The 23,370-nt window shown below is 58.6% G+C and carries 22 protein-coding genes and 2 pseudogenes; 10 read left to right on the top strand and 14 right to left on the bottom strand.

Annotated elements, in window-relative coordinates:
* Positions 1-20: 20 nt before the first annotated feature.
* The 7 genes and pseudogenes from LG385_RS02085 (at position 21) to LG385_RS02055 (ending at position 5,569) form a co-directional block, all read left to right on the top strand.
* Positions 21-1,145 (top strand): ABC transporter substrate-binding protein, encoded by a 1,125-nt coding sequence (locus tag LG385_RS02085; RefSeq protein ID WP_225772022.1) that lies wholly within the window; start codon positions 21-23, stop codon positions 1,143-1,145.
* Positions 1,132-1,962 carry an ABC transporter permease gene (locus tag LG385_RS02080; RefSeq protein WP_225772020.1) on the top strand — a complete coding sequence of 277 codons (831 nt, stop codon included), beginning with the start codon at positions 1,132-1,134 and terminating at the stop codon, positions 1,960-1,962. The genes LG385_RS02085 and LG385_RS02080 overlap by 14 nt, the downstream gene beginning before the upstream one ends.
* Positions 1,959-2,741: an ABC transporter permease gene (locus LG385_RS02075; protein WP_225772018.1), complete on the top strand. Its 783-nt coding sequence runs from the start codon at positions 1,959-1,961 to the stop codon at positions 2,739-2,741. Before LG385_RS02080 ends, LG385_RS02075 begins: the two co-directional genes overlap by 4 nt.
* 20 nt (positions 2,742-2,761) lie before the next feature.
* Positions 2,762-3,530 (top strand): annotated as a pseudogene (locus LG385_RS02070) (ABC transporter ATP-binding protein).
* Between the two features lie 110 nt (positions 3,531-3,640).
* A complete protein-coding gene (locus LG385_RS02065; RefSeq protein WP_181111306.1) occupies positions 3,641-4,339 on the top strand; it encodes an AzlC family ABC transporter permease in 699 nt (232 codons plus the stop codon).
* Positions 4,339-4,650, top strand: a complete 312-nt coding sequence (locus LG385_RS02060) for an AzlD domain-containing protein (protein ID WP_181111758.1) — start codon at positions 4,339-4,341, stop codon at positions 4,648-4,650. Before LG385_RS02065 ends, LG385_RS02060 begins: the two co-directional genes overlap by 1 nt.
* A gap of 94 nt (positions 4,651-4,744) precedes the next feature.
* The gene (locus LG385_RS02055) at positions 4,745-5,569 is read left to right on the top strand and encodes an HDOD domain-containing protein (RefSeq protein WP_225772017.1); all 825 of its coding nucleotides are present in this window, start codon (positions 4,745-4,747) and stop codon (positions 5,567-5,569) included.
* Between the two features lie 5 nt (positions 5,570-5,574).
* Here LG385_RS02055 and LG385_RS02050 read toward each other — a convergent pair whose 3' ends face one another.
* Positions 5,575-6,501 (bottom strand): iron-sulfur-binding ferredoxin reductase, encoded by a 927-nt coding sequence (locus LG385_RS02050; RefSeq protein ID WP_225772014.1) that lies wholly within the window; start codon positions 6,499-6,501, stop codon positions 5,575-5,577.
* Positions 6,494-7,600 carry a sensor domain-containing diguanylate cyclase gene (locus LG385_RS02045; protein ID WP_225772013.1) on the bottom strand — a complete coding sequence of 369 codons (1,107 nt, stop codon included), beginning with the start codon at positions 7,598-7,600 and terminating at the stop codon, positions 6,494-6,496. Before LG385_RS02045 ends, LG385_RS02050 begins: the two co-directional genes overlap by 8 nt.
* 332 nt (positions 7,601-7,932) lie before the next feature.
* Here LG385_RS02045 and LG385_RS02040 point away from each other — a divergent pair, with 332 nt between their 5' ends.
* Both LG385_RS02040 and ilvA read left to right on the top strand, forming a co-directional pair.
* Entirely contained in the window at positions 7,933-9,456 is a 1,524-nt protein-coding gene (locus LG385_RS02040) for a fumarate hydratase (protein WP_225772011.1), read from the top strand.
* Between the two features lie 317 nt (positions 9,457-9,773).
* On the top strand, positions 9,774-11,276 hold the full coding sequence (ilvA, locus tag LG385_RS02035) for a threonine ammonia-lyase, biosynthetic (protein ID WP_413247350.1): 1,503 nt from the start codon (positions 9,774-9,776) through the stop codon (positions 11,274-11,276).
* A gap of 144 nt (positions 11,277-11,420) precedes the next feature.
* Here the strand turns inward: ilvA and LG385_RS02030 are convergent, their stop codons facing one another.
* A complete protein-coding gene (locus LG385_RS02030; RefSeq protein ID WP_181122905.1) occupies positions 11,421-11,774 on the bottom strand; it encodes a winged helix-turn-helix transcriptional regulator in 354 nt (117 codons plus the stop codon).
* 101 nt (positions 11,775-11,875) lie between these two features.
* Here LG385_RS02030 and LG385_RS02025 point away from each other — a divergent pair, with 101 nt between their 5' ends.
* Positions 11,876-12,631 (top strand): NADPH-dependent F420 reductase, encoded by a 756-nt coding sequence (locus tag LG385_RS02025; RefSeq protein ID WP_225772007.1) that lies wholly within the window; start codon positions 11,876-11,878, stop codon positions 12,629-12,631.
* A gap of 116 nt (positions 12,632-12,747) precedes the next feature.
* Here the strand turns inward: LG385_RS02025 and LG385_RS02020 are convergent, their stop codons facing one another.
* The 11 genes and pseudogenes from LG385_RS02020 to LG385_RS01970 form a co-directional block, all read right to left on the bottom strand.
* Positions 12,748-16,875 (bottom strand): CheR family methyltransferase, encoded by a 4,128-nt coding sequence (locus tag LG385_RS02020; RefSeq protein ID WP_225772005.1) that lies wholly within the window; start codon positions 16,873-16,875, stop codon positions 12,748-12,750.
* Positions 16,876-17,189: 314 nt separating this feature from the next.
* A complete protein-coding gene (locus LG385_RS25615) occupies positions 17,190-17,342 on the bottom strand; it encodes a hemagglutinin repeat-containing protein (RefSeq protein ID WP_225776151.1) in 153 nt (50 codons plus the stop codon).
* Between the two features lie 937 nt (positions 17,343-18,279).
* Positions 18,280-18,626: pseudogene (locus LG385_RS25610) on the bottom strand (DNA/RNA non-specific endonuclease); the annotation flags it as partial.
* A gap of 36 nt (positions 18,627-18,662) precedes the next feature.
* Entirely contained in the window at positions 18,663-18,977 is a 315-nt protein-coding gene (locus LG385_RS25605; RefSeq protein ID WP_225776150.1) for a hypothetical protein, read from the bottom strand.
* Between the two features lie 340 nt (positions 18,978-19,317).
* A complete protein-coding gene (locus LG385_RS02000; RefSeq protein WP_225772001.1) occupies positions 19,318-19,863 on the bottom strand; it encodes a hypothetical protein in 546 nt (181 codons plus the stop codon).
* A 140-nt stretch (positions 19,864-20,003) separates the two neighbouring features.
* Positions 20,004-20,849 carry a hypothetical protein gene (locus LG385_RS01995; RefSeq protein WP_225771999.1) on the bottom strand — a complete coding sequence of 282 codons (846 nt, stop codon included), beginning with the start codon at positions 20,847-20,849 and terminating at the stop codon, positions 20,004-20,006.
* Positions 20,850-21,022: 173 nt separating this feature from the next.
* A complete protein-coding gene (gene imm45, locus LG385_RS01990; protein WP_225771997.1) occupies positions 21,023-21,319 on the bottom strand; it encodes an Imm45 family immunity protein in 297 nt (98 codons plus the stop codon).
* An 18-nt stretch (positions 21,320-21,337) separates the two neighbouring features.
* Entirely contained in the window at positions 21,338-21,469 is a 132-nt protein-coding gene (locus tag LG385_RS01985; protein WP_225771995.1) for a MafI family immunity protein, read from the bottom strand.
* Positions 21,470-21,675: 206 nt separating this feature from the next.
* On the bottom strand, positions 21,676-22,137 hold the full coding sequence (locus tag LG385_RS01980) for an SMI1/KNR4 family protein (RefSeq protein WP_225771993.1): 462 nt from the start codon (positions 22,135-22,137) through the stop codon (positions 21,676-21,678).
* 2 nt (positions 22,138-22,139) lie between these two features.
* On the bottom strand, positions 22,140-22,280 hold the full coding sequence (locus LG385_RS01975; protein WP_263974739.1) for an HNH/ENDO VII family nuclease: 141 nt from the start codon (positions 22,278-22,280) through the stop codon (positions 22,140-22,142).
* A gap of 459 nt (positions 22,281-22,739) precedes the next feature.
* Positions 22,740-22,928, bottom strand: coding sequence for a hypothetical protein (locus LG385_RS01970; protein WP_263974738.1), 189 nt, complete (start codon positions 22,926-22,928; stop codon positions 22,740-22,742).
* Positions 22,929-23,370 lie beyond the last annotated feature (442 nt).

Raw genomic sequence — 23,370 nt, 5'->3', positions numbered from 1 at the left:
GCAAGCAAGGAGGACGCACCATGGCAACGCACACTTCAGGTTTACTGTCCCGCTTGACCGCGCTGGCGCTGGCGATGGGCGTGAGCATGGGGATGGCCCAGGCCGACGTATTGCGCATTGGCGTGGCCAGCGCGGGGGGCGGCGATCCGGTGACCTTTGGCGCGTCCAGCCTGAGCATCGCTCGCAACCAGAACCTGTTGGAGAAAGCCTTCGAAGGCACGGGCACCGAAGTGCAGTGGTTCTTCTTCAAAGGTGCAGGGCCGGCGGTGAACGAGGCATTGTCCAACCAGCAGATCGACTTTGCATACGAAGGCGACCTGCCACAAGTGGTGGCCCGGGCCAATGGCCTGGACACTCACCTGCTGGCCGCAATCGGAACGCGCTCCAACGTGTACGTGGCCGTGCCCAAGGGCTCGGACATCCATACGCTGGCGGACCTCAAGGGCAAGAAGGTGGCGATTTTCCGCGGGACGAACGGCCACCTGGTAGCGATCAACGTGTTAGCCACCCAGGGCCTCACCGAGCGGGACCTGAAAGTGATCAACCTGGACAACGGCAGCACCCAGGCCGCGCTGGCCGCCAAAGGCGTGGATGCCGCGTTTGGTGGCTTTGAGCTGTTCAAGCTGCGAGACCAAGGCCTGGTGGACATCATTTATGACAACGCCGAGCAGGACCCGCGCTTTACCCGGCAAACCGCCCTGCTGGTACGCGCCGCTTACGAGAAGGAGCACGCCACCGAAGTACAGAAGGTAGTGGATACATTGGTGGACGCTGCGCGTTGGTCCAGCCAGCCGGAAAATCAGCAAGCGGTGTTCGAGGAGTGGGCCAAATCGGGTGCGCCGCTAGCCTCTTGGGAAGCGGACTACCGTGGGCAGTCCGTGAAAACCCGGCTGTCACCGCTGCTCGATGGGTTTGTACGGGACCGCTACCAGGCCGTGGCGGACCAGGCCTTCAAGGAAAAGCTCATACGCAGGCCGGTAAGCGTAGAGGGCTGGTTCGAGCCCCGTTACCTCGACGCGGCCCTGAAAGCCAAGGGGCTGCAAGGCTTCTGGACGGCCTGGGCGCTAGATGGCAAGCAGGCTGAAAGCACTGCCGCTACCGCGAGCGCCCCGGCGCCCAAGGAGGCCAGCCATGAGCCAGGCTAGCGTTCACACCGCTGAACTCCCCGCAGCCGGCGCACTGGGCCGCCCCACACGTGCCCTACGCCAATGGCGCCTTGGCCAGCATGCTTTGCCATGGCTGTTGCCCATTGCCTTGTTGGCGGTATGGCAAATGGGCGTGACGCAGGGGTGGGTGTCCGAACAAGTGCTGCCAGCGCCGCGTTACGTCTGGGAAACCCTGGCCGACCTCGTGCGCAGCGGGGACTTGTGGGTAAACGCCAGTGCCAGCCTGCAGCGCGTGTTGGTCGGCTTTGCTGCAGGAGCAGTGCTTGGGCTGTCGCTGGGCGCGGCGATGGGGCTATGGAAGCCCGCGCGCGACTATCTGCTGCCCACGTTCAACCTGCTGGTGCAGATACCCGTGCTGGGGTGGTTACCCTTTGCACTGTTGCTGTTCGGGATCGGCGAGCCGCTCAAATATGCATTGATCGCCAAGGCTGCCTTGGTACCGGTCACGCTGGCCACGCTGCAAGCCTTCGCTCAGGCACCGCCGCGGCTGCTGGAAGTGGGCCAGGCGTATGGCTTCAGCCGCCGCCAACTGGTGCTCCATGTGGTGCTGCCGGCAGCCATGACGCCGCTGTTCACCGGGCTGCGGTTGGGGTTTACCAAAGCCTGGCTGTCGCTAGTGGTGGTTGAGCTTGTGGCGTCCAGCGAAGGCCTGGGTTACCTGATCGTCTACGGCCGCCAGCTGTTCCAGCTGGACCTGGTAATGGCCGCCGTAGTTGTGGTGGGCGCCGTGGGCCTGATGATCGACCGTGGTTTCGATGTGCTCGAACGCCGTATTACCCGAGGGCAACCGACATGAGCAGCCTGGCGCAGCCATTACCTTTGAACAGCGGCAGGCAGCGAGGCTGGGTAGTGCCTATCGCCGCCATCGGCCTGTGGTGGCTGGCGTGTAGCCAAGGCTGGAGCGATTCGCCCTTGCTGGTCTCGCCCCAGCAGGTTGCCAGCACGGCGTGGGCCGAACTGAGCAGCGGCCGCCTGGCAAGGGCCTTGGCCGCCAGCCTGGCGCGCGACCTCAGCGGCTTTGCCATCGGCACCGTCGGCGGGCTGGCGCTGGGCGCCGTGCTGGGCCTTTCTGCCTTGGCGCAACGCTTGGTGGGCCCTAGCTTCAATACCTTCAAGCAGGTATCGCTGTTTGCATGGATACCGCTCATTTCGGTGTGGTTTGGCTTGGGTGATGTGGCCAAGGTGGTGTTCCTTTCCCTTGCCGCGCTGGTACCTGTAGCGGTGAACACCCGGGATGGTTTGCGAAAAGTGTCGCCAGCACTGCTGGAGGTCGCCCGTGTGTACGGCTATACCCGCTGGCAAACCTTGGTGGAGGTCCGCTTGCCCGCGGCGCTGCCCTCCATCTTTACCGGCCTTTACCTGGGTTTGATCTATTCATGGCTTGCAACCATCGGCGCGGAATACCTGCTGGTGTCCGGCGAAGGGATTGGTAACACCCTGATCGATGGCAGCGAGCACTTTCGCATGGACCTGGTGCTGTTCGGCATGGTGGTGATCGGCAGCGTGGGCTGGGCGCTGAATGCCTTGGCCCGGTTGGCCGAACGGCGGTTGAGCCGGCGCTTCGGCAATCTGTGATTCAAACGAGGGAACGCCCGATGCAAAGCAATAGCCTGGTCCTGGACCACGTCAGCAAGCAGTTTGACAATCCGCAACGCCCCGGCGAGGCGCTGCGGGTGCTGGAGAACATCCATCTGGATATCCGCGCTGGCGAATTCGTGAGCATCGTGGGGGCGAGCGGCTGCGGTAAGTCCACCCTCCTGCGTTTGATGCTGGGGCTCGACCACCTTTGAGGGGCAGATCCTGCTCGATGGCCGCCCGATTCGCGGCACAGGCCTGGAGCGCGGCATCGTGTTCCAGGATCACCGTCTGTTCCCCTGGCTGACCGTGAGGCAAAACATTGCGGTAGGGCTGAAGAACTCGCCGCTGTCAGCCGGGGAAAAAGCCGAGGCAGTTCGCGAGCACCTGGAGCTGGTGGGCCTGGAAGCGTTCGCTGAAGCCTACCCGCAGCAAATTTCAGGCGGGATGGCGCAACGGGTCGCGATTGCCCGAGGGCTGGTAAACCGCCCGTCTGTGTTGTTGCTGGATGAACCGTTCGGCGCGCTCGACGCCCTGACCCGCACCCGTTTGCAGAACGAACTGGAGAAGATCTGGGCCAAAGAGCGCATCACCATGGTGCTGGTGACACACGATGTGGACGAAGCCGTATTCCTGGGTGACCGCGTGGTGGTGATGCAGCCCAACCCGGGGCGCATCCGGCGCGTACTGAACATCGACCTGCCCCGCCCGCGCAACCGCAGCGACAGTAACTTCATCAGGCTGCGGGATGACCTGCTCAGCGATTTCATCGCCCCGGGCCAGGCCTGAAGGGCTTGCGCGCAGGTGAGCGTTAACCTAACGCTTCACTCATCCGGCCGAGACAACCCGGCCGGGAACTGACATCCTTGGCAGCTCATTTTTTTGCATGACTGCCTCGTATGCCAGTGCCCGCCACCCATCGCCCCGCGTTCATGCGCGGCGCCGTTGCTGTCCTTCCTCTTTCTCTGGCCTGCCTGCCCTGGGGGTTGCTGGCCGGTTCGCTGGCGGTGGATGCCGGCCTCACGCCGCTGCAAAGCCAAGGGTTGTCCACCATCGTGTTTGCCGGCGCCGCCCAACTGGTTGCCATCGGTATGTTCAAGGGGGGTGCGGGGGCGCTGTCGATCCTCATCACTACCCTGCTGCTCACCTCTCAGCACCTGCTCTATGGGATGCACATGCGGCCACGGGTGGCGCCCTTGAAGGCGCCGTGGCGCATGGGGCTGGGCTTTCTGCTCACGGACGAACTGTTTGCGCTGACCAGCCAGCAAACGCCGGAGCATTTCCAGCGCTGGTACGCCCTGGGTGCGGGGTTGACGTTTTATGTGGCCTGGAACCTCTGCACATTGGCCGGCATCGTGTTGGGCAAGAGCATCCCTGGCCTGGAACACCTGGGGCTGGACTTTTCCATCGCCGCTACCTTCATTGCCCTGATCACACCCGTGGTGCGGTCGATACCGGCCGCGGTCTGTGTGGCGGTGGCGCTGGTGTGTTCCGTGCTTTTCAGCCTGTGGCAGCTCGAAAGCGCTTTGGTACTGGCCGGCCTGAGCGCGATGGCGGCCGGGTATGCCTGCAAGCAGATCATGGAGCGTGGGCAATGATGGTGTGGATGGTCATCTTCGGCATGGGCGCGGTGCTGTTCTTCAACCGCTATGTGTTTCTTGAGCCTCGCCTGCCCGTGCGCCTGGGCCGCCGTGCGCAGGATTTTCTCGGCTTCGCCGTTCCAGGCATGCTCACCGCCATTTGTGGGCCGATTGTGTTCATGCCCGAGCATCAGCTTAACCTGTCCCTTGCCAATCCCTATCTGCTGGCCGGGCTGTGTACGGTTGGGCTGATGCTGGTCACCCGTAGCGTGCTTACCAGCGTAATGCTGGGCATGGCGGTGTTTTATGGGCTGCGCGCCTGGCTGTAAGGTGGATTGAACCCGCACGCGCTGAACAGGACGAACCCAAAGGTGTGAAATATTGCCTATCGTTGTGGGAATCGTCGTAGAAGAGGTGGGTGCCATGGAAATCGAAAAGCTGTTCGCTCAGCTGCACAGTTTGCCCAGTATTCCGAAGGTAGCGCAGGACCTGATCGCTCAGTTCGATAATCCATCGTCGAGCCTTGAAGCCATCGCGCGCAACATCGAGAAAGATCCGGTCATTTCGGCAAAGATCCTCCGGCTGGCCAATACAGCGCGCTTCAAGGGCGCGCGGGAATCCACCAGCATCGAAGACGCCGCCATGCGCCTGGGTTTCAACACCATGCGTACCCTGGTGCTGGCCAGCGCCGTCACCGGTGCGTTCAGCGCCCCGCCGTCGTTCAACCTCAAGGGGTTCTGGCTCAAGAGCTTTCAGGTGGCGAGTATCGCTCGCGTGCTGGCCAAGCAGGGCGGCCAGGATGCGGAAGTTGCCTTCACCTGCGGCTTGATGCACAACATCGGGGAATTGCTCATCCAGACCGGCGCCCCGGAAATGGTCGACCGGCTCAATACGCGCCGCTTGACCACCTCCCCGGCCCATGCCGCGGATGAAACCTTGCAACTGGGGTTCGGCTACCCTGAAGTGGGCGCCGAGCTGGCCAAGCGCTGGAACCTTCCAAAGCAGATCCAGGACGGTATCGCCTTCCAGGCTCGGCCGCAGCAGGCCCCTGGCAACGCTCCGCTGCCGCTGCTGGTTGCCCAGGCGGGCGAAGTGAGCGATCAGCTGCAGAAATACGGCGGCCCCACGCCTGCAGCCAAGGCGGAGCTGAACGGCGAGCTGATGAAAGGCGTGGACCTGGACCTGCTGTTCGACGCTCTGCCCGCGGTGCTGGAGGCCGATAAGGCGTTTGCCGAACTGTTGAACTGAGCCTGCTAGCTCAGGTTTTTTTCGAAGGTATCGGTAAACAGCTGATTGCGAGGGAGCCCGGCCATGAACAAGCGTCGGCTAACTGCCTGGACCATGGCCGGGGCACCACAGGCCAGCGCGATGGTCTGCCGGGGGGGGCGCAAATCTGTGAGCTGCGCCCCGGTGTCGCGTAAATCCACCTGAAGGTTGGGATGCAGCGCAGCCAGTGCGTGCAGTTCGGCAGAAAGGTAGTGGCTGCCCTCGCCCGCCATGTGCACCACGTGAATAGGCCCGCGGTGATGATGGTTCAGGGCAAACCGCAGCACGGCCCACAGTGGCGCCAGGCCGGTACCGCTGCCCACCAACCACAGGGGCCGCGTTTCCCACGCCAGGTCGTAATGCAACGGCCCGCCCAGCACTTCTCCCAACCGCAAGCAGTCGCCTTCCTTGAACTGGCGGGCGCGGTCGGCGAATGCGCCGGGCCGGCCGCATTGGATGTGGAATTCCAGCCACGGTGCCTCTTGGGGCAAGCTGGCGATCGAATAAGGCCGCGCGATGGCGTCTTCGGTCCATAGCACCACATGCTGGCCAGGCTGGTAACGTACCGCGCGATGCGGCACCACCCGCAGTCGCAACACCAGGTCGCCGTGCCAGCTCACTTCACTGATTCGAGCCTCTACGCCATCGACCTTCGGGTTATACGGTACTACCTCGAGATCGCCCACCATCCGGCACTGGCACGCCAGGCGCCAGCCCATGGCGCGCTCGTGAGCTGGCAGCGCGTCCGGGCGCTGGTCGTCGGGCTGGCCGGCCACGCAACGTACCCGGCAGGTGTGGCAATGGCCGGCATGACAACTGGAGGGCACGGCAACGCCGTTGCGGTTCAAGGCATCCAGCAAGGAGGCCCCCGTCGGGACTTCCCAACGCCGGTTACCCACGGTCAGCTCAGGCATCCACACACTCCCACGCGGCCACGCACCGGTTACGCCCGGCGCGCTTGGCCTGATAAAGGGCATTGTCGGCGCGGTGCAAGGCGTCGTCCAGCCTGTCGCCTTCGGTGAGCAGGGTCATGCCGGCACACAGGCTCAGGCTGGTTGCGCCCCCCTCGGCCGGCGGCGTGGCGGCGAATGCCAGACGCAGGCGTTCACAGCACAGGGTAAGGCGCTCGGCATCTGAATCGAGCATCAGCAACACGAACTCTTCGCCACCGTAGCGTGCCAGTACATCGCCTTCGCGCAGGCAGGCCGCAGCCACCTGGGCAAACCCCTGCAACACGGCGTCACCCGCGGCATGGCCATGCACGTCATTGATGCGTTTGAAATGGTCCAGGTCGATCAGGGCCAGGCCGTGGGTGTGGCCAGCGCGCAGCGCCTGCAGCTCCCGGGAGGCAAGGCGCAGGAAATGCCGGCGATTGAACAGGCCTGTCAGTTCGTCTGTAGCGACCAGGTCTTCGAGCTGGCGCATCATTCCACGCAAGGTGTCCTGGTGAGCCTGCAGCGCAAACCGCCGCTGGCGCATGCGTTGCCGCGAGGCTTGAACGTAGTTGGCATATAAGCAAAGCCAGAACAGCACGATAAACAAGACTGCCGCTTGAATGGCCACCAGGCCTGGGTCCAGCGGCCTTCCCTCGCCTGCCTCGTAAAGGGCCAGGCCGATGAAGCTGAGGAACACCAACCCCGCGCAACGCAGGAACACCGCCCGCGGCAAATGGAACAGGCCAAACATCAGCGGCACAACGTAAATCATCATGAACGGCCCGCGGGCGTTGTCCAGGTGATAGAGCAGCCAGGTTTGCCAGGCGATGCCCAGCCAGATCTGCGCCTCGGTGAGGCTAGGGTCGGCGAAGCGCAGGTTACGGCGGGAAAAGAACACCGCACCCAGCAGCGCCTGGCTCGCCAGCACAAGCACACCGCCCGCTACCACGGTCTTGGTAGTGCCCACGAAATAGCCGCCCAGAAAGGCAACGCCCACCAGCACCAGCATCATGAGATAGCTGCTGGCCGCCAGCAGGAAACGCTTTACGAAGAGCTTTTGAAGATTATGTTCGGTCACTCGTTGACTCACCGTACTCATAGGGATCCCATCCCTTACCACAGATATGGCAAGGTGCCACTTTAGTGATCTGAGCGGAAAATGACCACCGTAATTTCATCCGCCCGATGATCGACCTCGCCTGCACCCTGGTCGGTACAAGCGCCGAATACCGCACGGGATCATTCATTCACGGCTGTACCACCGACGCGGCCAAGGTATACTGCCGCGCCTTTTATTGGCCCCCCGCCTGCCCTCGTGGATACCCGCAGCTGCGGGTAAAGCCTGGAGAGGTCGCCCCGCGTGCCCCGCGCGTGGCTATGAATGTTCCCGTGTCAAAGAGGAGCGCGCCCGTGACCGTGATCAAGCAAGACGACCTCATTCAGAGTGTCGCCGATGCCCTGCAGTACATTTCCTACTACCACCCCGTTGATTTCATTCAGGCGATGAACGAAGCCTACCTGCGCGAGGAATCCCCCGCCGCACGTGATTCCATCGCTCAGATCCTGATCAACTCCCGCATGTGCGCCACCGGCCACCGCCCGATCTGCCAGGACACCGGCATCGTGACGGTATTCGTGCGCGTGGGCATGGACGTGCGTTGGGATGGCGCCACCATGAGCGTGGACGACATGATCAACGAGGGTGTACGCAGGGCCTACAACCTGCCGGACAACGTGCTGCGCGCCTCGATCCTGGCCGACCCGGCCGGCAGCCGCAAGAACACCAAGGACAACACCCCGGCGGTGATCCACTACTCCATCGTGCCGGGTAACACCGTTGAAGTGGATGTAGCAGCCAAGGGCGGCGGTTCCGAGAACAAGTCGAAAATGGCCATGCTTAACCCGTCCGACTCGATCGTGGACTGGGTGCTGAAAACCGTTCCCACCATGGGCGCCGGCTGGTGCCCACCTGGCATGCTGGGCATCGGCATCGGCGGCACGGCTGAAAAAGCCGCGGTCATGGCCAAGGAAGTGTTGATGGACCCCATCGACATCCATGAGCTCAAGGCCCGTGGCCCGCAGAACCGCCTCGAGGAAATGCGCCTGGAGCTGTTCGAGAAGGTCAACCAGCTGGGCATCGGCGCCCAGGGCCTCGGTGGCCTGACGACCGTGCTGGACGTGAAGATCATGGATTACCCCACCCACGCAGCCTCGCTGCCGGTGTGCATGATCCCCAACTGCGCCGCTACCCGCCACGCCCACTTCGTGCTCGACGGCACCGGCCCGGCCTCGCTGGAAGCACCACCCCTGGACGCCTACCCGGAAATCGTCTGGGAAGCTGGCCCGTCGGCCCGCCGCGTAGACCTGAACACCGTCACCCCTGAAGACGTGCAAAGCTGGAAGCCGGGCGAAACCCTGCTGCTCAACGGCAAGATGCTCACCGGGCGTGACGCGGCGCACAAGCGCATGGTCGACATGCTCAACAAGGGCGAGTCGCTGCCGGTGGACCTCAAGGGCCGCTTCATCTACTACGTGGGCCCGGTCGATCCGGTTCGCGAAGAAGTGGTTGGCCCCGCTGGCCCCACCACCGCCACCCGGATGGACAAGTTCACCCGGCAGATCCTGGACCAGACCGGCCTGTTGGGCATGATCGGCAAATCCGAGCGTGGCCCTACCGCGATCGACGCCATCAAGGACTACAAGGCGGTGTACCTGATGGCCGTGGGCGGCGCTGCCTACCTGGTGGCGCAAGCCATCAAGGGCTCCCGCGTGGTGGCCTTCGAGGAGCTGGGCATGGAAGCGATCTACGAGTTCGACGTGAAGGACATGCCTGTCACGGTCGCGGTCGATAGCCAGGGCGAGTCGGTGCACATCACCGGCCCGGCGATTTGGCAGAACAAGATCGCTGAAAGCCTGGCGGTCGAGGTTCGTTGAGGAAGATGAGCCCGGCCGTGTGCCGGGCTCGCTCTTTAGCTTGACGGAACATATCGCCGCAGCCTAGATTCCTTGCCATGCAACCATTTCCCCTGAACGCCGCCATTATTATTACCGCCATTCCAGCACTGGCGGGCTAGCGTTCATCTGCACCCCACCCGCCCACGAGGCGGGTTGTTCACTGTCTCCGGGCCCACTTACCGAGAGACAGCATGCCCAGCCACAGCGCCTCCAATCACAGCCCCGCCCGCACACCTGCCGAGCAAGCCGTTGCCGCCGTTACCCAGGGCAGCCTGGATACGCTCCTGCGTGCCTACATGACGCGCATTCTCTCGGCGCCCGTGTATGACGTGGCTATTGAAACGCCGCTACAAGCCGCACCGGCCCTCTCCGCCGCGTTGGGCAATCAGGTGTTGCTCAAGCGCGAAGACCTTCAACCGGTGTTTTCCTTCAAGCTACGGGGGGCTTATACGCGGCTGTCTCGCCTGAGCCCGGAGCAGCGAGCGGCGGGCGTGATCGCCGCCTCAGCCGGTAACCATGCTCAAGGGCTGGCCCTGGCGGCTCAGAAGCTGGGGGTGAAATGCCAAGTGGTGATGCCGGTGACCACGCCGGATGTAAAGATCGAGGGCGTTCGCAGCCGTGGCGGGGAAGTTATTCTCCACGGCGATGCATTCCCTCAGGCCCTTGCTCATGCGCTGAACCTGGCTGAAACCCACGGCTACACCTTTGTGCCGCCGTTCGACGATCCGGATGTGATCGCCGGCCAGGGCACCGTCGCGATGGAGATGCTTCGTCAGCATCAGGGGCGCCTGGACGCCATCTTCGTACCGGTCGGCGGCGGCAGCTTGATCGCTGGCGTGGCGGCCTATGTGAAATACCTGCGGCCGGACGTGCGAATCATTGGCGTGGAACCGCACGATTCGAACTGCCTGCAGCAGGCGCTAGCGGCGGGCGAGCCGGTGGTGCTCCCGGAAGTTGGCCTGTTCGCGGATGGGGTGGCGGTGGCACGGATTGGCGAGCACAACTTCGAGCTGTGCCAGCACCTGGTCGATGAAGTGATCACTGTCAGCGCGGACGAAATCTGCGCGGCGATCAAAGATGTGTATGACGAAACACGTGCCATCTGCGAGCCTGCCGGCGCGCTGGCAGTGGCGGGGCTGAAACGGTATGTAGCGCGCGATGGCTGCCGAGGCGAGGTGTTGGTGGCGATCAACTCCGGTGCCAATATCAACTTCAGCCGCCTGCGCCACGTGGCCGAACGCGCCGCGCTTGGTGAAGGGCGCGAGGCGCTGCTGGCGGTCACCCTCGAGGAGCGACCCGGAAGTTTACGAGAATTTTGCGAGGTACTGGGCAAGCGCCAGATCACCGAATTCAATTACCGCTGCCAGGCGCGTGAGAACGGGCAGATTTTCCTTGGCGTACAAACCGACCCGGCCCTGGCGCCCCGCGCGGCCTTATTGACCCAGCTGGCAGAGCACGGTTACCCGGTGCTGGACATGACCGATAACGAACTGGCCAAGCTTCACCTGCGCCATACCGTGGGCGGCCGCGCCCCGGTCGGGCTGCAAGAGCGACTGTACCGGCTGACCTTCCCCGAACGCCCCGGCGCCCTCGGCGCGTTCCTCAACGCCCTTGAGCCCCGGCTCAATATCACGCTGTTCCACTACCGCAATCATGGCGCGGACGCTGGCCGTGTGCTGTTAGGGCTGGAAGTAGGTGACGGCTGCGATGCGCAAGCCATTGATCAACTGCTGAGCGACTGCGGGTGCCCCTTTACCGACGAGAGCGACAACCCGGCGTATCGGTTGTTTATCGGGTGAGCTACATCGGTTCGCGAGCTTCGCATGCGGCTGCGCTTGCTCCTACCAGACCCGACAAGGTGCTTCACAGAGCACGCCTGGCCAAGGCCTGTAGGAGTGGGCGCCAGCCCGGCGAAATAACCGGCGATACGCGTTCGCGCACACTCACGCCTGATCGCGCCTCAACTCCGCCCATTCGATCAGTGCCTGGATCGACGGCCCGAGGGCATGCCCGATAGGCGTCAACTGGTACTCGACCTTGGGCGGCACCTGCGGGTACACCGTGCGCGAAACAATGCCGTCTTTCTCCAACTGCTTCAGTTGCTGAATCAGCATCTTCTGGTTGATGCCTTCAATCAGCTTTTCCAAGTCCGAGAAACGCAGCGCGCCCTTTGCCGCAAAAAGCTGGCACAAGATGATGATTTTCCACTTTCCTTCCAGCACCCGAAGCGTTTCGGTGGTTGCCTCAGCCCATTTCCGACGATTTTGCGGATCGTCGCAATCCCATTCCCGGTCCATTTCTTTCTCGCTTGTGAGTAACCCACCTTTTGGTGGGTACTTACCATTATCACATCAGCTCCATAAAATCGGTGCAAGCAAACGACTGATGAGGTGTAGCCATGAAGATCGGCATCATAGGAACAGGAAATATCGGGGGCACGCTCGCTCGTAAACTGGCCGCTGCTGGCCATGAAATCCGGATAGCCAACTCCCGTGGCGTGGAGGGTGTTCGGGCCTTCGCTATGGAGATTGGCGCCGAACCCGTGGATATTCGGGGCGCGGTGAGCGCGGTGGATGTGATCGTGCTGTCGATACCTCTACCGGCGTTAAGCGCACTGCCTGCCGACCTGTTCCAGGCTGTGCCCGAGAGTGTGCCGGTTGTGGACACCAGCAATTACTACCCAGGCCTGCGTGATCCACGCATTGCTGAACTGGACGAGGGAATGACGGAAAGCGTGTGGGTAACCCGACAGCTTGGGCGACCTGTGATCAAGGCATTCAATAACGTACTGGCCTACACCTTGGCAGAGCTGGGGCGGCCCGCAGGCGCTTCAGACCGCCTGGCGATCGCGGTAGCGGGGGACGATGCCGAGGCGAAGAAAACAGTAATGGCCCTGGTAGACCAGGTGGGCTTTGATCCGGTCGATGGCGGTTCGCTTGAAGCGTCCTGGCGGCAACAGCCGAGCACACCGGGCTATTGCTGCGATTACAACGCCGAGACCATGCGCCGTGCACTTTCTGAGGCGGTGAAGGGGCAAGCCGCGGCGAAGCGAGATGAGCTGCCACAGCATTTCAAGCGGTTGGGGCCGAACCCTCGCCACAGCGATTTGGTCGCCATGAACCGCGCCCTGAACGCGGCTTCATCTGCAGTGTAGGAACGGGCGAGCCGGCAGGCGCCGGCCCGCGAACAGCGGTGATACGAGGCAGTGGAATCGCCAGCTTCGTTGGCTCCTACACGAAACTGGCCACTGCATTGCGGACCATTACCGGATTACGTCTCCTCGCGTTGCCCTTGGTGAATCTCGCTCAGCAAGCTCAGCAGTTGGTCGAACGCCACGGGCTTGCCTAACCGGTGGTCGAAGGCCACACCGGCATCGGTATCCGGCACGTGTGCTTCGCCGTATCCGCTCAAGGCAATGGCAACCGTGGATTCCCAGGCAGGCAGGGTGCGTAACGCTTTGAGCAGGTCGTAACCGGATAGCCCCGGCATGCCGAGGTCGGAAATGATCACGTGCGCCTGGGCCGTACGCGCCCATTCCAAGGCCGCAGTCGGCTCGCTGAAGGCCTGCACCGTGGCCTCCTCCATCTCTATCAGTTCGCGCATCACATCCAGTACCTCGGATGAGTCGTCCACCAGCAACACATTCAAACCTGCCAGCGAGGCACGTTCGTTGGAGGTGGGCTCAGCGGCAGGCCCAATTTCATGCTCAACCAAAGGGAGCGTCACGGTGAACGTGGCGCCGTGGCCAAGGCCTGCCGAGTCCACGGCCACCGAGCCTCCGAACGCGCTTGCAAGCTGGCTCACAAGTGACAAGCCAATACCTAGCCCCTGTCGTTCGCGCCAGCCGCGTGGCCCTTTGGCTTGGCCAAACAGGTCGAAAATCTTTTCCTGGCTGGCAGGTTCGATGCCAATGCCATCGTCGATCACCTGCAGCCGAGCGCTGCCGTTGTCCCGCGAAAGTACGAGCTTGATCGACCCGTGATCATCGGTGAACTTGAGCGCGTTACTGATCAGGTTCCAGATGATCTGCTCCAGCCGGGTGATGTCTGCGTTCACGATCAACCGCTCATGCGTACATTCGATCGACACGAAGCGCTTTTCGATTGAGCGCGCCGCCAGCGCATGGATGTCCTTGAGTACATGGCACAGGTCGAGCGGTTTGCAATCGAGGTTGAGCTTGCCCGTTTGTACCCGGGCAACATCGAGCAGGTCGTCGATGATCCTGGCCTGGCCTTTCACCGCTTCGCGAATCGTGCGAATCGCCCTTACAGTTGCGCTGTTTTCGTTAGCGGCCAGCCGGTGCAGCAAGTCGATATTGAGCTGTATCAGGTTCAGCGGGTGCTTGAGCTCGTGCGACATCACCGCGAAAAACTCGTCCTTGAGCTGATTGCTCAGTTGGGTCTCCTGGAGCATCTGCCTCTGCTCTTCGCTGACACGCTGCTGGCCCGTGAGGTCTTTGGCGATTTTCACGAAGCCTTGCAGGCTTTCCCCCTGCAGCAAGGTGACTTCACCGATGCAGTACATGCGGCTGCCGTCCTTGCGCAAATGCCAGCGCTCATCCTCGCCACGGCCATCGGCCCTGGCAGCGGCCAGCTCAGCCTGTGGCGCGCCCGCAGCACGGTCCTCAGGCGTGTAGATAAAGTCGAAATAGCGCCCTTCCGCTTCGCTGCGTGCATAGCCGAACATCAGCTCCGCGCCGCGGTACCAGTCGGTGACCACCCCGCTTTCGTCCAGGATGAAAATCGCGTAATCGCGGGTGCTCTCTGCTACCAGGCGAAGGCGTTCTTCACCCGCGCGGAACTGCTGCTCGATGGCGCGGCGCTTGGTGATGTCGATGAAGGTCAGAACCGTGCCATGAATCTGGTTCTCGCTCGAGCGATACGGCAGCAACCGTGCGATGTACCAATGGTCATCGGAACTGCTGACTTCCCGCTCGATGACGGAGAGCGTACGGAACACTTCTTCAGCGTCTTCGGCCAGGTTCGGGTAATTCAGCCGATGGGTGATATCCAGCAGGGACCGCCCGGTGTCCACCGGGATCATGCTGAATATATCGGTAGTCCGAGGAGTAAACCACTTGATGCGCATGCCGCGGTCCACGAACACCGTGGCAATATCCGTGGAGGCGATGAGGTTGGTGAGGTAGTCATTGACCTTGTCAGTCTCTTCGACCTTCATCTTCAGTTCATGGTTTACGGTCAGCAATTCTTCGTTGATCGACTGCAGTTCTTCCTTGCTGGTCTCGAGCTCTTCAGTGGCGGAGCGCAATTCTTCGTTGACCGCTTGCATCTCTTCGTTAGAGGCTTTCAGCTCCTCGCTCGAAACTTCCGAATGCTCGATCGTTTCCTGCAACTGGCCCTTGGTGCGCTGCAGTTCGCGCTCCAGGTTGGCGATGATGGTGTTCTCGGCGTAATCCGCCGACGCCAGGTGCAAGGTATCTTCAACCGCCTCGGCGTGGCGGAACTGGATAAACGTGTACTCCGCGTCGGTTTCGTCGTCCCGGTAGGGTTCTATGGCGATCTGTATGAGCCGGTCTTCCCCGGCTTCGCTCACCCGAACGGCCCGCGAAACCACGGGCTGTTGATTTTGCTGAACCTGGAACAGCGTGGTGCGCAGTTCGAGACGCAGCGAAGGCAATATCAGCAGCAACAGGCTACGCGTTGGCTCTCCGCCTATGTGGCGCAAATAGCGCCCCGCGCCTTCGGTCATGTGAAGGATTTCGCCACCGGTATCCACGATCACGCTGGGCGGGGCGTACTTCTCCACCGCGCGGCGATGAACGTCCTTGAACAAATGCCGGCGCGCTGGGGCTTCTTCGGACGCCTGCATCACATTGGCGCGCACGTAGGCGGAGCGCGGCATGATGGCTGAGCGACGGAGGCTGCCAGATACCGGCCGAGCCCGGAAAATGCGGTTTTTCTTGTCCACCGGGGTGAACAGCTCCGGGCAGGAATCGGCAGATTCCGACGTACCGAGGAACAGATAGCCACCGGGGCGCAAAGCGAAGTGGAAGGTTTGGAGAATTTCGCGCTGCACGTCCCGGCTGAGGTAGATCAGCAAGTTACGGCAGGTGATGAGGTCGATCTGCGAGAACGGGGGATCGCTGAGCAGGCTGTGGTTGGCAAACAGAATACGCTCGCGTATTTCCTTGCGTACCCGATACCGCTCGCCCTCTTTCAAAAAGTACTGCCGCAATTGAGCGGGCGGTACGTCGGTCACGATGGCTTCCGGATAGGTGGCCCCTCGCGCGATGGAAATGGCGCGCTCGTCAATGTCAGTGGCAAACACCTGCATCTTCCCGCCATGCCCTTCCGTTTCCATCATGTCGGTGATAACCATCGCCAGCGAATACGCTTCTTCGCCAGTGGAGCACCCCGCACTCCATATGCGCAGCTCCTCGGCTGGGTCCTTTTCGAGCGATGCTTTGATCATGCCGGGCAACACGTCACGCTCCAGCGCTTCGAACGCTTCCCTGTCCCGGAAGAAATTGGTCACGCCGATCAGCATGTCGCCCAGCAGCGATTTGGCTTCTTCGCCGTGGTTGAGCAAGAAGTTGTAATACGCCTCAAGGTTCGGCTGCGCGGTAACCTGCAAGCGCCGCTCGATACGTCGCAAAATGGTCGCGCGTTTGTAGTGCCGGAAGTCGTGGCCGGTAGCTGCGCGCAAATGAATCAGAATGTCGTGAATGAAATGCTCATCCGCGCGAGCATCCGGGCTCTCGCCCTTTACAACAGGGTGGTCGTCCGCGTCTGTACTCGGGGGCAAACGGATCTGCTGAGAGTTCTTCCAGATCGACAGCAGTTTCTCGGGCATCTCTACAACGGGCAGGATGAAATCCACCGCTCCCGTTTCGATGGCTGATCGCGGCATGCCGTTGTACTCAGCGTCCTCCGGTGCTTGGGCAAAAGTAACGCCACCCTCTTCCTTGATGCGCGTAAGCCCCACCGCACCGTCCGACCCTGCTCCAGAGAGCACGATGCAAAAGGCATTTTCCCGGTGGGCCTCGGCCAAGTCCCGGAAGAACAGATCGATAGCCACATGACCACCGCGCCGGGGCGGAGACGGCAGCACGTCAAGGCAACCATCCACCATGATCAGGTGCTGCGCCGGGGCAATCACATACACGTGGCTCGGCTCGATGCGCACCCGCTCGGTGACCTGCCGCACCGGCATGCCGGTGGCCTCCTGGATGATCCTGTCGGCGATGCTCTGGTGGTGCGGGGATAGGTGCAGCACCACCGCGAACGCCATGCCCGGATCCTTCGGCATTTGCGAGAAAAACGCCTTCACCGCCTGCAAACCGCCAGCGGAAGCGCCTATGCCCACCAAGGGAAACGGCAAACCGCTGGCCTTGGTGCGCAGCGTTTTTTCCGAGGTACTTTCCGATTCTGCTGCCATTGCCGGTGCTATCCATTCGAAGGTGCGCCAGCCGTGACACAGCGCAGAAATTCTAGGAGGGTCATTATAGTGGACCTTGGGGCGGTAGGGTTCGATCCGCTGGGGGGTTGGGTTTGAGGGGTTGTTTGAGGGGGTGGTGGGCTGCGGGATTGGGCGCGGCTAATGACGGTAGTAGGAGTGGTCGAGTGCTTTGGGGGAAGTGGGCCTGGGTCCGGGGCGATGGCCCGATGGGGGTGCTTAGCTTGGTTGTTGTTTCGGCTGTTATTGTCGCTGTTGACGGTGCTGCCGATGACGGCGCCGTCAGTTGCGTGTGGTTAGTCGGCGGATACTTCAGCCCTTTTCAAGGTCGTATCCCGGCCGCTGTTCAGGCTGGCCTGGCGACCCGCGTCCACGGTGGTCACATCCCAACTGACGCCGTTGCCTTTTTCCGACCCTTTACCTGCATTGGCGTCAGCGAATACGGTAATGCCGGCGCGATCGGTGCCAGCCTATGCACTGAAAAACTGGCTATCGCGCTGCACGAGACCTCGGACTCTTTGCTATTCGAAACTGACGAACGCGGGTCAGATGATCGATTGTGTTACCAGTTCGATACGATTTCACGCATGCGAGTGGAAGATCGAGAACCGGTGCGGGGCCTGCTTGATGCGGTGATTTGTGAAACACCAGGTAGTGGGGCCATTGCCCGTGCAGCAGGGCCCGCAGATCAAGGGAAGGAGTGATCGAAAGACTGTACACTGGTGTATTACAAAAGCTATATCTCGCATATCCGTATTTATTGGGCGAAACCTGTATTTTTATGAGAAACCTATAGCACTACCTAGAAGGCTGGAACCGGACAACTAATTAATCCATGTAGAAAACCCACCTCTCAAGAGGTGGATTTTGTGTATTGGGATTTCACTTCTATTGTGGAGTGAAATTCATGCTGAAAAGTGGCGTATTAAGCAGCTGAGTCGTAGTCGTCAGAGTGGGTGCAAAAGGGGTGGCAGCTTGACTGCGAAAAGGATGCAAACAGTGTACAAATACGCGCTATATTCAGTATAAGTTTCTAAATCCAAACCTGCCGCTTAATTTTCAATGACAAATAAAGTCTATACTTATCTTAAACCTAACTAAGTCCAAGTTTACCTCACAGCCACTCCATGCTGGCAGCCCCCTGTAATTTTATTCTCAACATACCAACTGCGCAGCTCTGTCAAAAGGTCTAAGATACCTTTATTGGCTCGCCCGCCTGCCGTGAACCAGGCGATGTTACCTTGTTCATCAATGTAGTCATACTCATACTCACAGCTATCTAGCTCTTGGGATAGCTGCGTGCGCATTATAACTTTACAGGCCCCGCAGGGAGCAATTTCAAATAAAATACCCCAATTTCACTGTAGATATCATCATCACTACGCATCAATTTCTACCCGATGATTTATCAAATACAATCTCTTTTGGAGGAGCAACGCCTATTGAATACTCCACATTAAAGCTATTTCGCCGAATACTTTTGTCAGAATACACAGGCTCAATATTTACGCTACCCTGCTTGCCCTCCTTAAGTGCGGACGCCCATGTATTCTCCATAGACTTCCAAGTATCTTTATTAAAGTTTCCATTCATGGGAGGAGGTTTAATCTGTCCCCAGGCCCGTTAAATATATTAGTAATCAAGCGCCCACCGTCGCCTCCACTTACGCCGCACTTGCCTGCCTCACATTGCTGGTATGTATGCCGATCATTTTTAGTCAACCAAAGATTTGACTCAACTTTCGACGCGGCCCAAACTGTCTGTTTGCATTACCCACTTCTTTTTTTCGAAGGGTATGCCGAGGGAGCTGGCCCTGGACCACCCGGATTATATCTAAATCCTTCCGGCATATGCGCGTCCAAATGCCGCTTATCAGGAAGTGGTGCAGTAAGTGGCGAACCCTGGACATGGTGCATAGGAATTCTCTCGCCCTTTAGCCCTGCATTTTCAGGAAAAACCTTAACCCATGCATCGTCGACTTTCGCAGTCTTCCCTTTAGCAATCGCAGCCCGATTTTCAGTACTTAATATTTGACCATATCCAAGGTCATCCCAGTTATCACGCAGCTCTCCAGTCTGCGGCATTTGTACGAACAACACCTGTCCGAGTCGTACCAGAAGTAGCAACAGGCGCGGGAAGTACGACTTCGCCTGTCGCTTTTGCACCAAAAAATAAAGAATTTAATTATTTTTTAGCTGCCTGACCGGATCCCAATCATTAGGCTTGAGTTGATGCTTACTCCACCATTGCATACCATCAGAAACCCACTTTTCGCGCAAATCGGTGTGAGCGACTGTCGAGTCATCATACCCAAACTCCGTCCCGCAGCATGGGCAAATATTGTACGAGGCACAGCCGAAACTGTCATACGCAGGTTCCTTAAGATCAGGATATCCGCATACCGGACATACATATGTTGGATTACTATTGGGCATTGAAATAGTCCAAATTTGAGCCCTTACCATGCACTGCAGGATCAGGTTTGTAGTACGTGCGAATACTTCCCCCACTTGATACGACGCCAAACTCATCGGTGCTAGGGTTATAACGTACGATATCTCCATTGGGTCTTGCTTTTTCAAGCACGCCCGCAGGCTTCGAGGCTGTTAAGAACTTATCAGCTTGTGCTTGATATTCAAGCGTATTTTTCGCGCCAAAGTCACTGCCATGACGTGCAAAGTGATCATCAAGCTTGGCTTGGTCGGCGAACTTCGCTCCGCTTCCAACGCCTTTTGCACCTACCCCACCTTCACCAAGCTTAGCCCCTCCCGCTGTAACCGTGCCAACCAGGAGCATGGCCATCGGGGTACCACCGCCGATCACGAAATGGTCGTTAGAAGAGTCAAGCGGCTTACCCTCAACGGCCTCCGCGATTGTCTTGCCTACAGACTGTGCGATTTCAGCTGAATAGTTTGCCAGCTGCTTTCCAACCTCGGTCTCCCCAGCCGCTTTTTGCGCCGCAAGCATCATGAGGCCTTTGGGCCCTTGCGCGGCTGCCAGGACAATTTCTACCAACTCTGCCTTGTCAGGATTTTCCTCGATATATTGATTGATGTACGACGCACCAGAGAGAAGCTTCTGCTCAGGCGTCCGCGGTATCCCTCTCGTGACTAGAATATTTTTTCACCGGTTAACGGCTCGATCAGAGCGTTTTTTAGCTCAGCGATAGCCGAAGGATTGGCGTTTTGAGCCGCAGCCATGTCGGCGAGCTCTCGGAGAACCAAGGTCTGGAAATCCTTATCCGCTAACAGCTCACGCGCATCACTACGCCCTACGCCCGCTTCAACCAAAGCACTGAGCGTCTGCTCTGCCAGCTTCTCGCCACCTGCCGCGATAGCACCTTCCCCTGCCCCAGGGTGCTGAACTCGATCAATCTGGTTGCCAACGATCAGTGCCGCTTGGTTGAAATTATTCCTGGCAGTCTGGTCGTAGCTAACAAGGTTATGCGCCCACTGCGTTACCGTCTCGCTCGGGTGTGCTACTGCGCTGATCGAGGAGCTAGAGGCGTACACATCCGTTCGATGCTGCTCATCTCGGGTAATTTCATAAGCCTTATCAGGATCCCGGTTCAACCCAACTGTAGAGTCGTCACCTGTCTTGGCATCGCCCCGTACTACGATTTCACCCGCGCCTACCGTGGCCCGCACTTCCTGTTCCCGGTCGGTGCTAGCGTTATAGCCCTGCACGCTCCAGCCATTTACCCCCGGTTTGCCCTTGCCTGTCTGGCTCGGATCCTGCGCGCCGCCAGTAATCCCGCTCAGGCCATAGCTGCCACCTACGTTCAGGTAATAGCTATGCTCCTTGTCCAGCCCGGCCAGGCTGGCAAAGCCCAGGGTTTGTGTATCGAGGGTGAGCTTGCCGGTATCAGAATTGATCAGCGCTCCATTGAGCTGGGTATGTTCACCGGTATGGATCTCGAGCTGGTTTTCTGCGGTAACAGAGGTCTGTTCAGTCACCCAATTCTTGTTGCCGGAGGTGCGGCCATACCCTACGGATCCGCTGATGCTGAGCGCGAAGCCAACGGTGACGGTGCCACTGAAGTCTTTCTCCTTTCCGCTTGCCTGGCCAATGTCAGGAACGGACCCCATCTGCGACTACCAGCGGGATTAAATTTCAGCAACATATCTTTCTAAAAATACACTTCGGAGACCGAAGACTCGTAAATCCACCTATTCCAATTAGATATAACCCATTCCTTGCTCACCCCGCCTCCAAGAGCCGAGCTCTGCGCTGGCAGGTAAACCAGTATCATTCCTGCTTTATAGCCCGACGTAACCATCAGACCATAAGTTGAATTTGTATCTCTAGTCTCAAATACCATGAAATCCACGTATTTTTCGTAGGGATATTTACCGGGAGTCCGGAGTACATTCCCATGCCATAGCTCATTTTCTTCTAGGGATACAAGATGCACTAAATTTAACATTTCTAATTTACCATTATGTCATGACCGCAAAATCTGAAAAGCTAGACTTTCTTCGTTATAGCCAACATAACCCACAGCCCCTTGAAGAAGGTTGGAATCTAAACAACCTTCAAACCTTCGTGAAAACTTAATGATACGATCTGCGAACATAAATTCCACTTAATAGGCTTGAAGGGTGGAATAGGAGCACCATCAGGGAAGTCAGTAATAACCGGAATAGTTTGCTGAAGTAAGCTTGACATCACTCGACTTGAGACGGGGATTACTCAAAAACAACTCATTAGCATCCCTGAACTCAGCGCAGCGACAGGGTGCAAAAACACCGGCGTAAGGTCGATATAAAATCAGAATATCTATCAAATATTAGCAGAAATCCGTCTATATAAAAACTCATAAAAGTCCGAAGCGTAATCGACATTCTCGCCAGACGGAAGCCGGAGGCGCACAGTGCATTCACTATCCTTAAATCCCGAATAATCAAAGAAAAACACTTCCCCTGTATCGGTTTCGCTAATAACAAGCTTTTTTTCATCTACCAGATTATTTTTTACACCTACAATATGTTGATAGACAATATCCCCCCCATTGGCACTCTCAAAATCCACTCCATAGATACTATATATTTCTTCAGTACCGATTTCCCCACCCGCGTACGTCTTTAAAAACCACTTGTATGAGTCTGATAGCTCAAGCCCAAGCCTCTGCTCCGCTTTCTTAATCCAATCTTCGCCCACGTGATCGACCTCACTACCAAAGCACACGATATCAGGATGCTGTGATACTAAACTCTCAATTTGACCCGTCGTAACTTTGCTCATTCTCAATTCCTAAAATCTACAGATCGTTGCTGCCAGTACTGCACCTTCCACTTATCAAAAGCGGCCCTATTAATACCAGAAGGAACTGTACCAGGGTTAATAGGAATGATTGCGCTATTCGTTTGGTGAAAACTCTCCGTCATCTCTGCAATAGGTCCTGACTGTGTTTGCGTCATATGGTGCAGTTCACTGACTTGCCGTCTACCCCGATGGGGGCTCGACCAGATGCCATACGCTCGGCATTACTACCTGTTATGACCTTGCCACCTTCACGCCAACTAGTTTGTAAATTACGATCAAATAAATTATTCCGCTGATAGACCTTATTCCCATTAAACAGAATAGGATCTTTTGACCAAAAATTACGCTGCTGAGTGAAGACATAACCGGCGTTTGTAACGCCCCCTATTCCCTTCGCACCGCTCGATTCCAACGCCAAAAACGGCAGTAGCCGAAGCGCGAGGTCTAAACCGTACCCTACCCGGTCGCTCGTTGACGCCGACTGGCCCGTGAATGGGTTTTTCCCACCGAGGGTAAAGTAACCCTGGCACAGCGCACTGAAACACCAGCGCGAGGCCGGTGTCGAGATTGTCAGCTCAAGTTTAAGCTTTTCTATAGTTCAAGGCAGCCAGCTCATTTTTCAACCATTGCTCATGCTCATGAACAACGTGATCATAGTTCGATGCAGAGTGGTATTGATGCTGCGGCAAAGTCCCCGCACTAGGAATCATCGACAGTGGAGCATCAGCCGGGCACTCCCAACTTGACCAAAATTCAGAAAATTTTATCAACCCATAGAGCGGGTCCGAGTCTAGGTTTTTTAGCAGTTCCTCCAATGCAACCGCTCGCTATATTCTCCTAGCTCGTTGCATATCCGCATTTTGAAACTCGCTCATTCTTTGCAACTGCGGGCATAGCTCAGATACAGGCAGATCACTATCGTTAGCCCAAGCTAGCAATCACGTCGAGCAAGGGATTATTCCCTGCCACCTTTTCAAGTTCGGCGTTTGCAAAATATTCTACACAAGACGTTGGCAATCGCTCCAAAAGGCTAGGAATACCACAGACGCCCTGAAGCAAAACGGCCCAGTCAGTCAAGCCATGCTTGGCAAATCGTTCAAAGACTGTATGTTACACCGCTCAACTTCGGATCTACAATCCATTCAAACCTACCCAGCACACCACTGTAGCTACCTGATGCTTGGTAAAGCGACGAGCCGTTGTTGAGAGGAA

The organism is Pseudomonas sp. Marseille-Q5115 (genome assembly GCF_916618905.1).
Taxonomy (GTDB): Bacteria; Pseudomonadota; Gammaproteobacteria; order Pseudomonadales; family Pseudomonadaceae; genus Aquipseudomonas; species Aquipseudomonas japonica_A.
This window is presented reverse-complemented; position numbering and strand designations above follow the sequence as displayed.

What these genes read in the sequence shown, in the direction of transcription:
- LG385_RS02085 (WP_225772022.1), top strand. Translation starts at nt 21, where the DNA reads ATGGCAACGCACACTTCAGGTTTACTGTCCCGCTTGACCGCGCTGGCG.
- LG385_RS02080 (WP_225772020.1), top strand. Translation starts at nt 1,132, where the DNA reads ATGAGCCAGGCTAGCGTTCACACCGCTGAACTCCCCGCAGCCGGCGCA.
- LG385_RS02075 (WP_225772018.1), top strand. Translation starts at nt 1,959, where the DNA reads ATGAGCAGCCTGGCGCAGCCATTACCTTTGAACAGCGGCAGGCAGCGA.
- LG385_RS02065 (WP_181111306.1), top strand. Translation starts at nt 3,641, where the DNA reads ATGCCAGTGCCCGCCACCCATCGCCCCGCGTTCATGCGCGGCGCCGTT.
- LG385_RS02060 (WP_181111758.1), top strand. Translation starts at nt 4,339, where the DNA reads ATGGTGTGGATGGTCATCTTCGGCATGGGCGCGGTGCTGTTCTTCAAC.
- LG385_RS02055 (WP_225772017.1), top strand. Translation starts at nt 4,745, where the DNA reads ATGGAAATCGAAAAGCTGTTCGCTCAGCTGCACAGTTTGCCCAGTATT.
- LG385_RS02050 (WP_225772014.1), bottom strand. Translation starts at nt 6,501, where the DNA reads ATGCCTGAGCTGACCGTGGGTAACCGGCGTTGGGAAGTCCCGACGGGG.
- ilvA (WP_413247350.1), top strand. Translation starts at nt 9,774, where the DNA reads ATGACGCGCATTCTCTCGGCGCCCGTGTATGACGTGGCTATTGAAACG.
- LG385_RS02030 (WP_181122905.1), bottom strand. Translation starts at nt 11,774, where the DNA reads ATGGACCGGGAATGGGATTGCGACGATCCGCAAAATCGTCGGAAATGG.
- LG385_RS02025 (WP_225772007.1), top strand. Translation starts at nt 11,876, where the DNA reads ATGAAGATCGGCATCATAGGAACAGGAAATATCGGGGGCACGCTCGCT.
- LG385_RS02020 (WP_225772005.1), bottom strand. Translation starts at nt 16,875, where the DNA reads ATGGCAGCAGAATCGGAAAGTACCTCGGAAAAAACGCTGCGCACCAAG.
- LG385_RS25605 (WP_225776150.1), bottom strand. Translation starts at nt 18,977, where the DNA reads ATGCCGCAGACTGGAGAGCTGCGTGATAACTGGGATGACCTTGGATAT.
- LG385_RS02000 (WP_225772001.1), bottom strand. Translation starts at nt 19,863, where the DNA reads ATGATGCTTGCGGCGCAAAAAGCGGCTGGGGAGACCGAGGTTGGAAAG.
- imm45 (WP_225771997.1), bottom strand. Translation starts at nt 21,319, where the DNA reads ATGTTAAATTTAGTGCATCTTGTATCCCTAGAAGAAAATGAGCTATGG.
- LG385_RS01985 (WP_225771995.1), bottom strand. Translation starts at nt 21,469, where the DNA reads ATGTTCGCAGATCGTATCATTAAGTTTTCACGAAGGTTTGAAGGTTGT.
- LG385_RS01980 (WP_225771993.1), bottom strand. Translation starts at nt 22,137, where the DNA reads ATGAGCAAAGTTACGACGGGTCAAATTGAGAGTTTAGTATCACAGCAT.
- LG385_RS01975 (WP_263974739.1), bottom strand. Translation starts at nt 22,280, where the DNA reads ATGACGGAGAGTTTTCACCAAACGAATAGCGCAATCATTCCTATTAAC.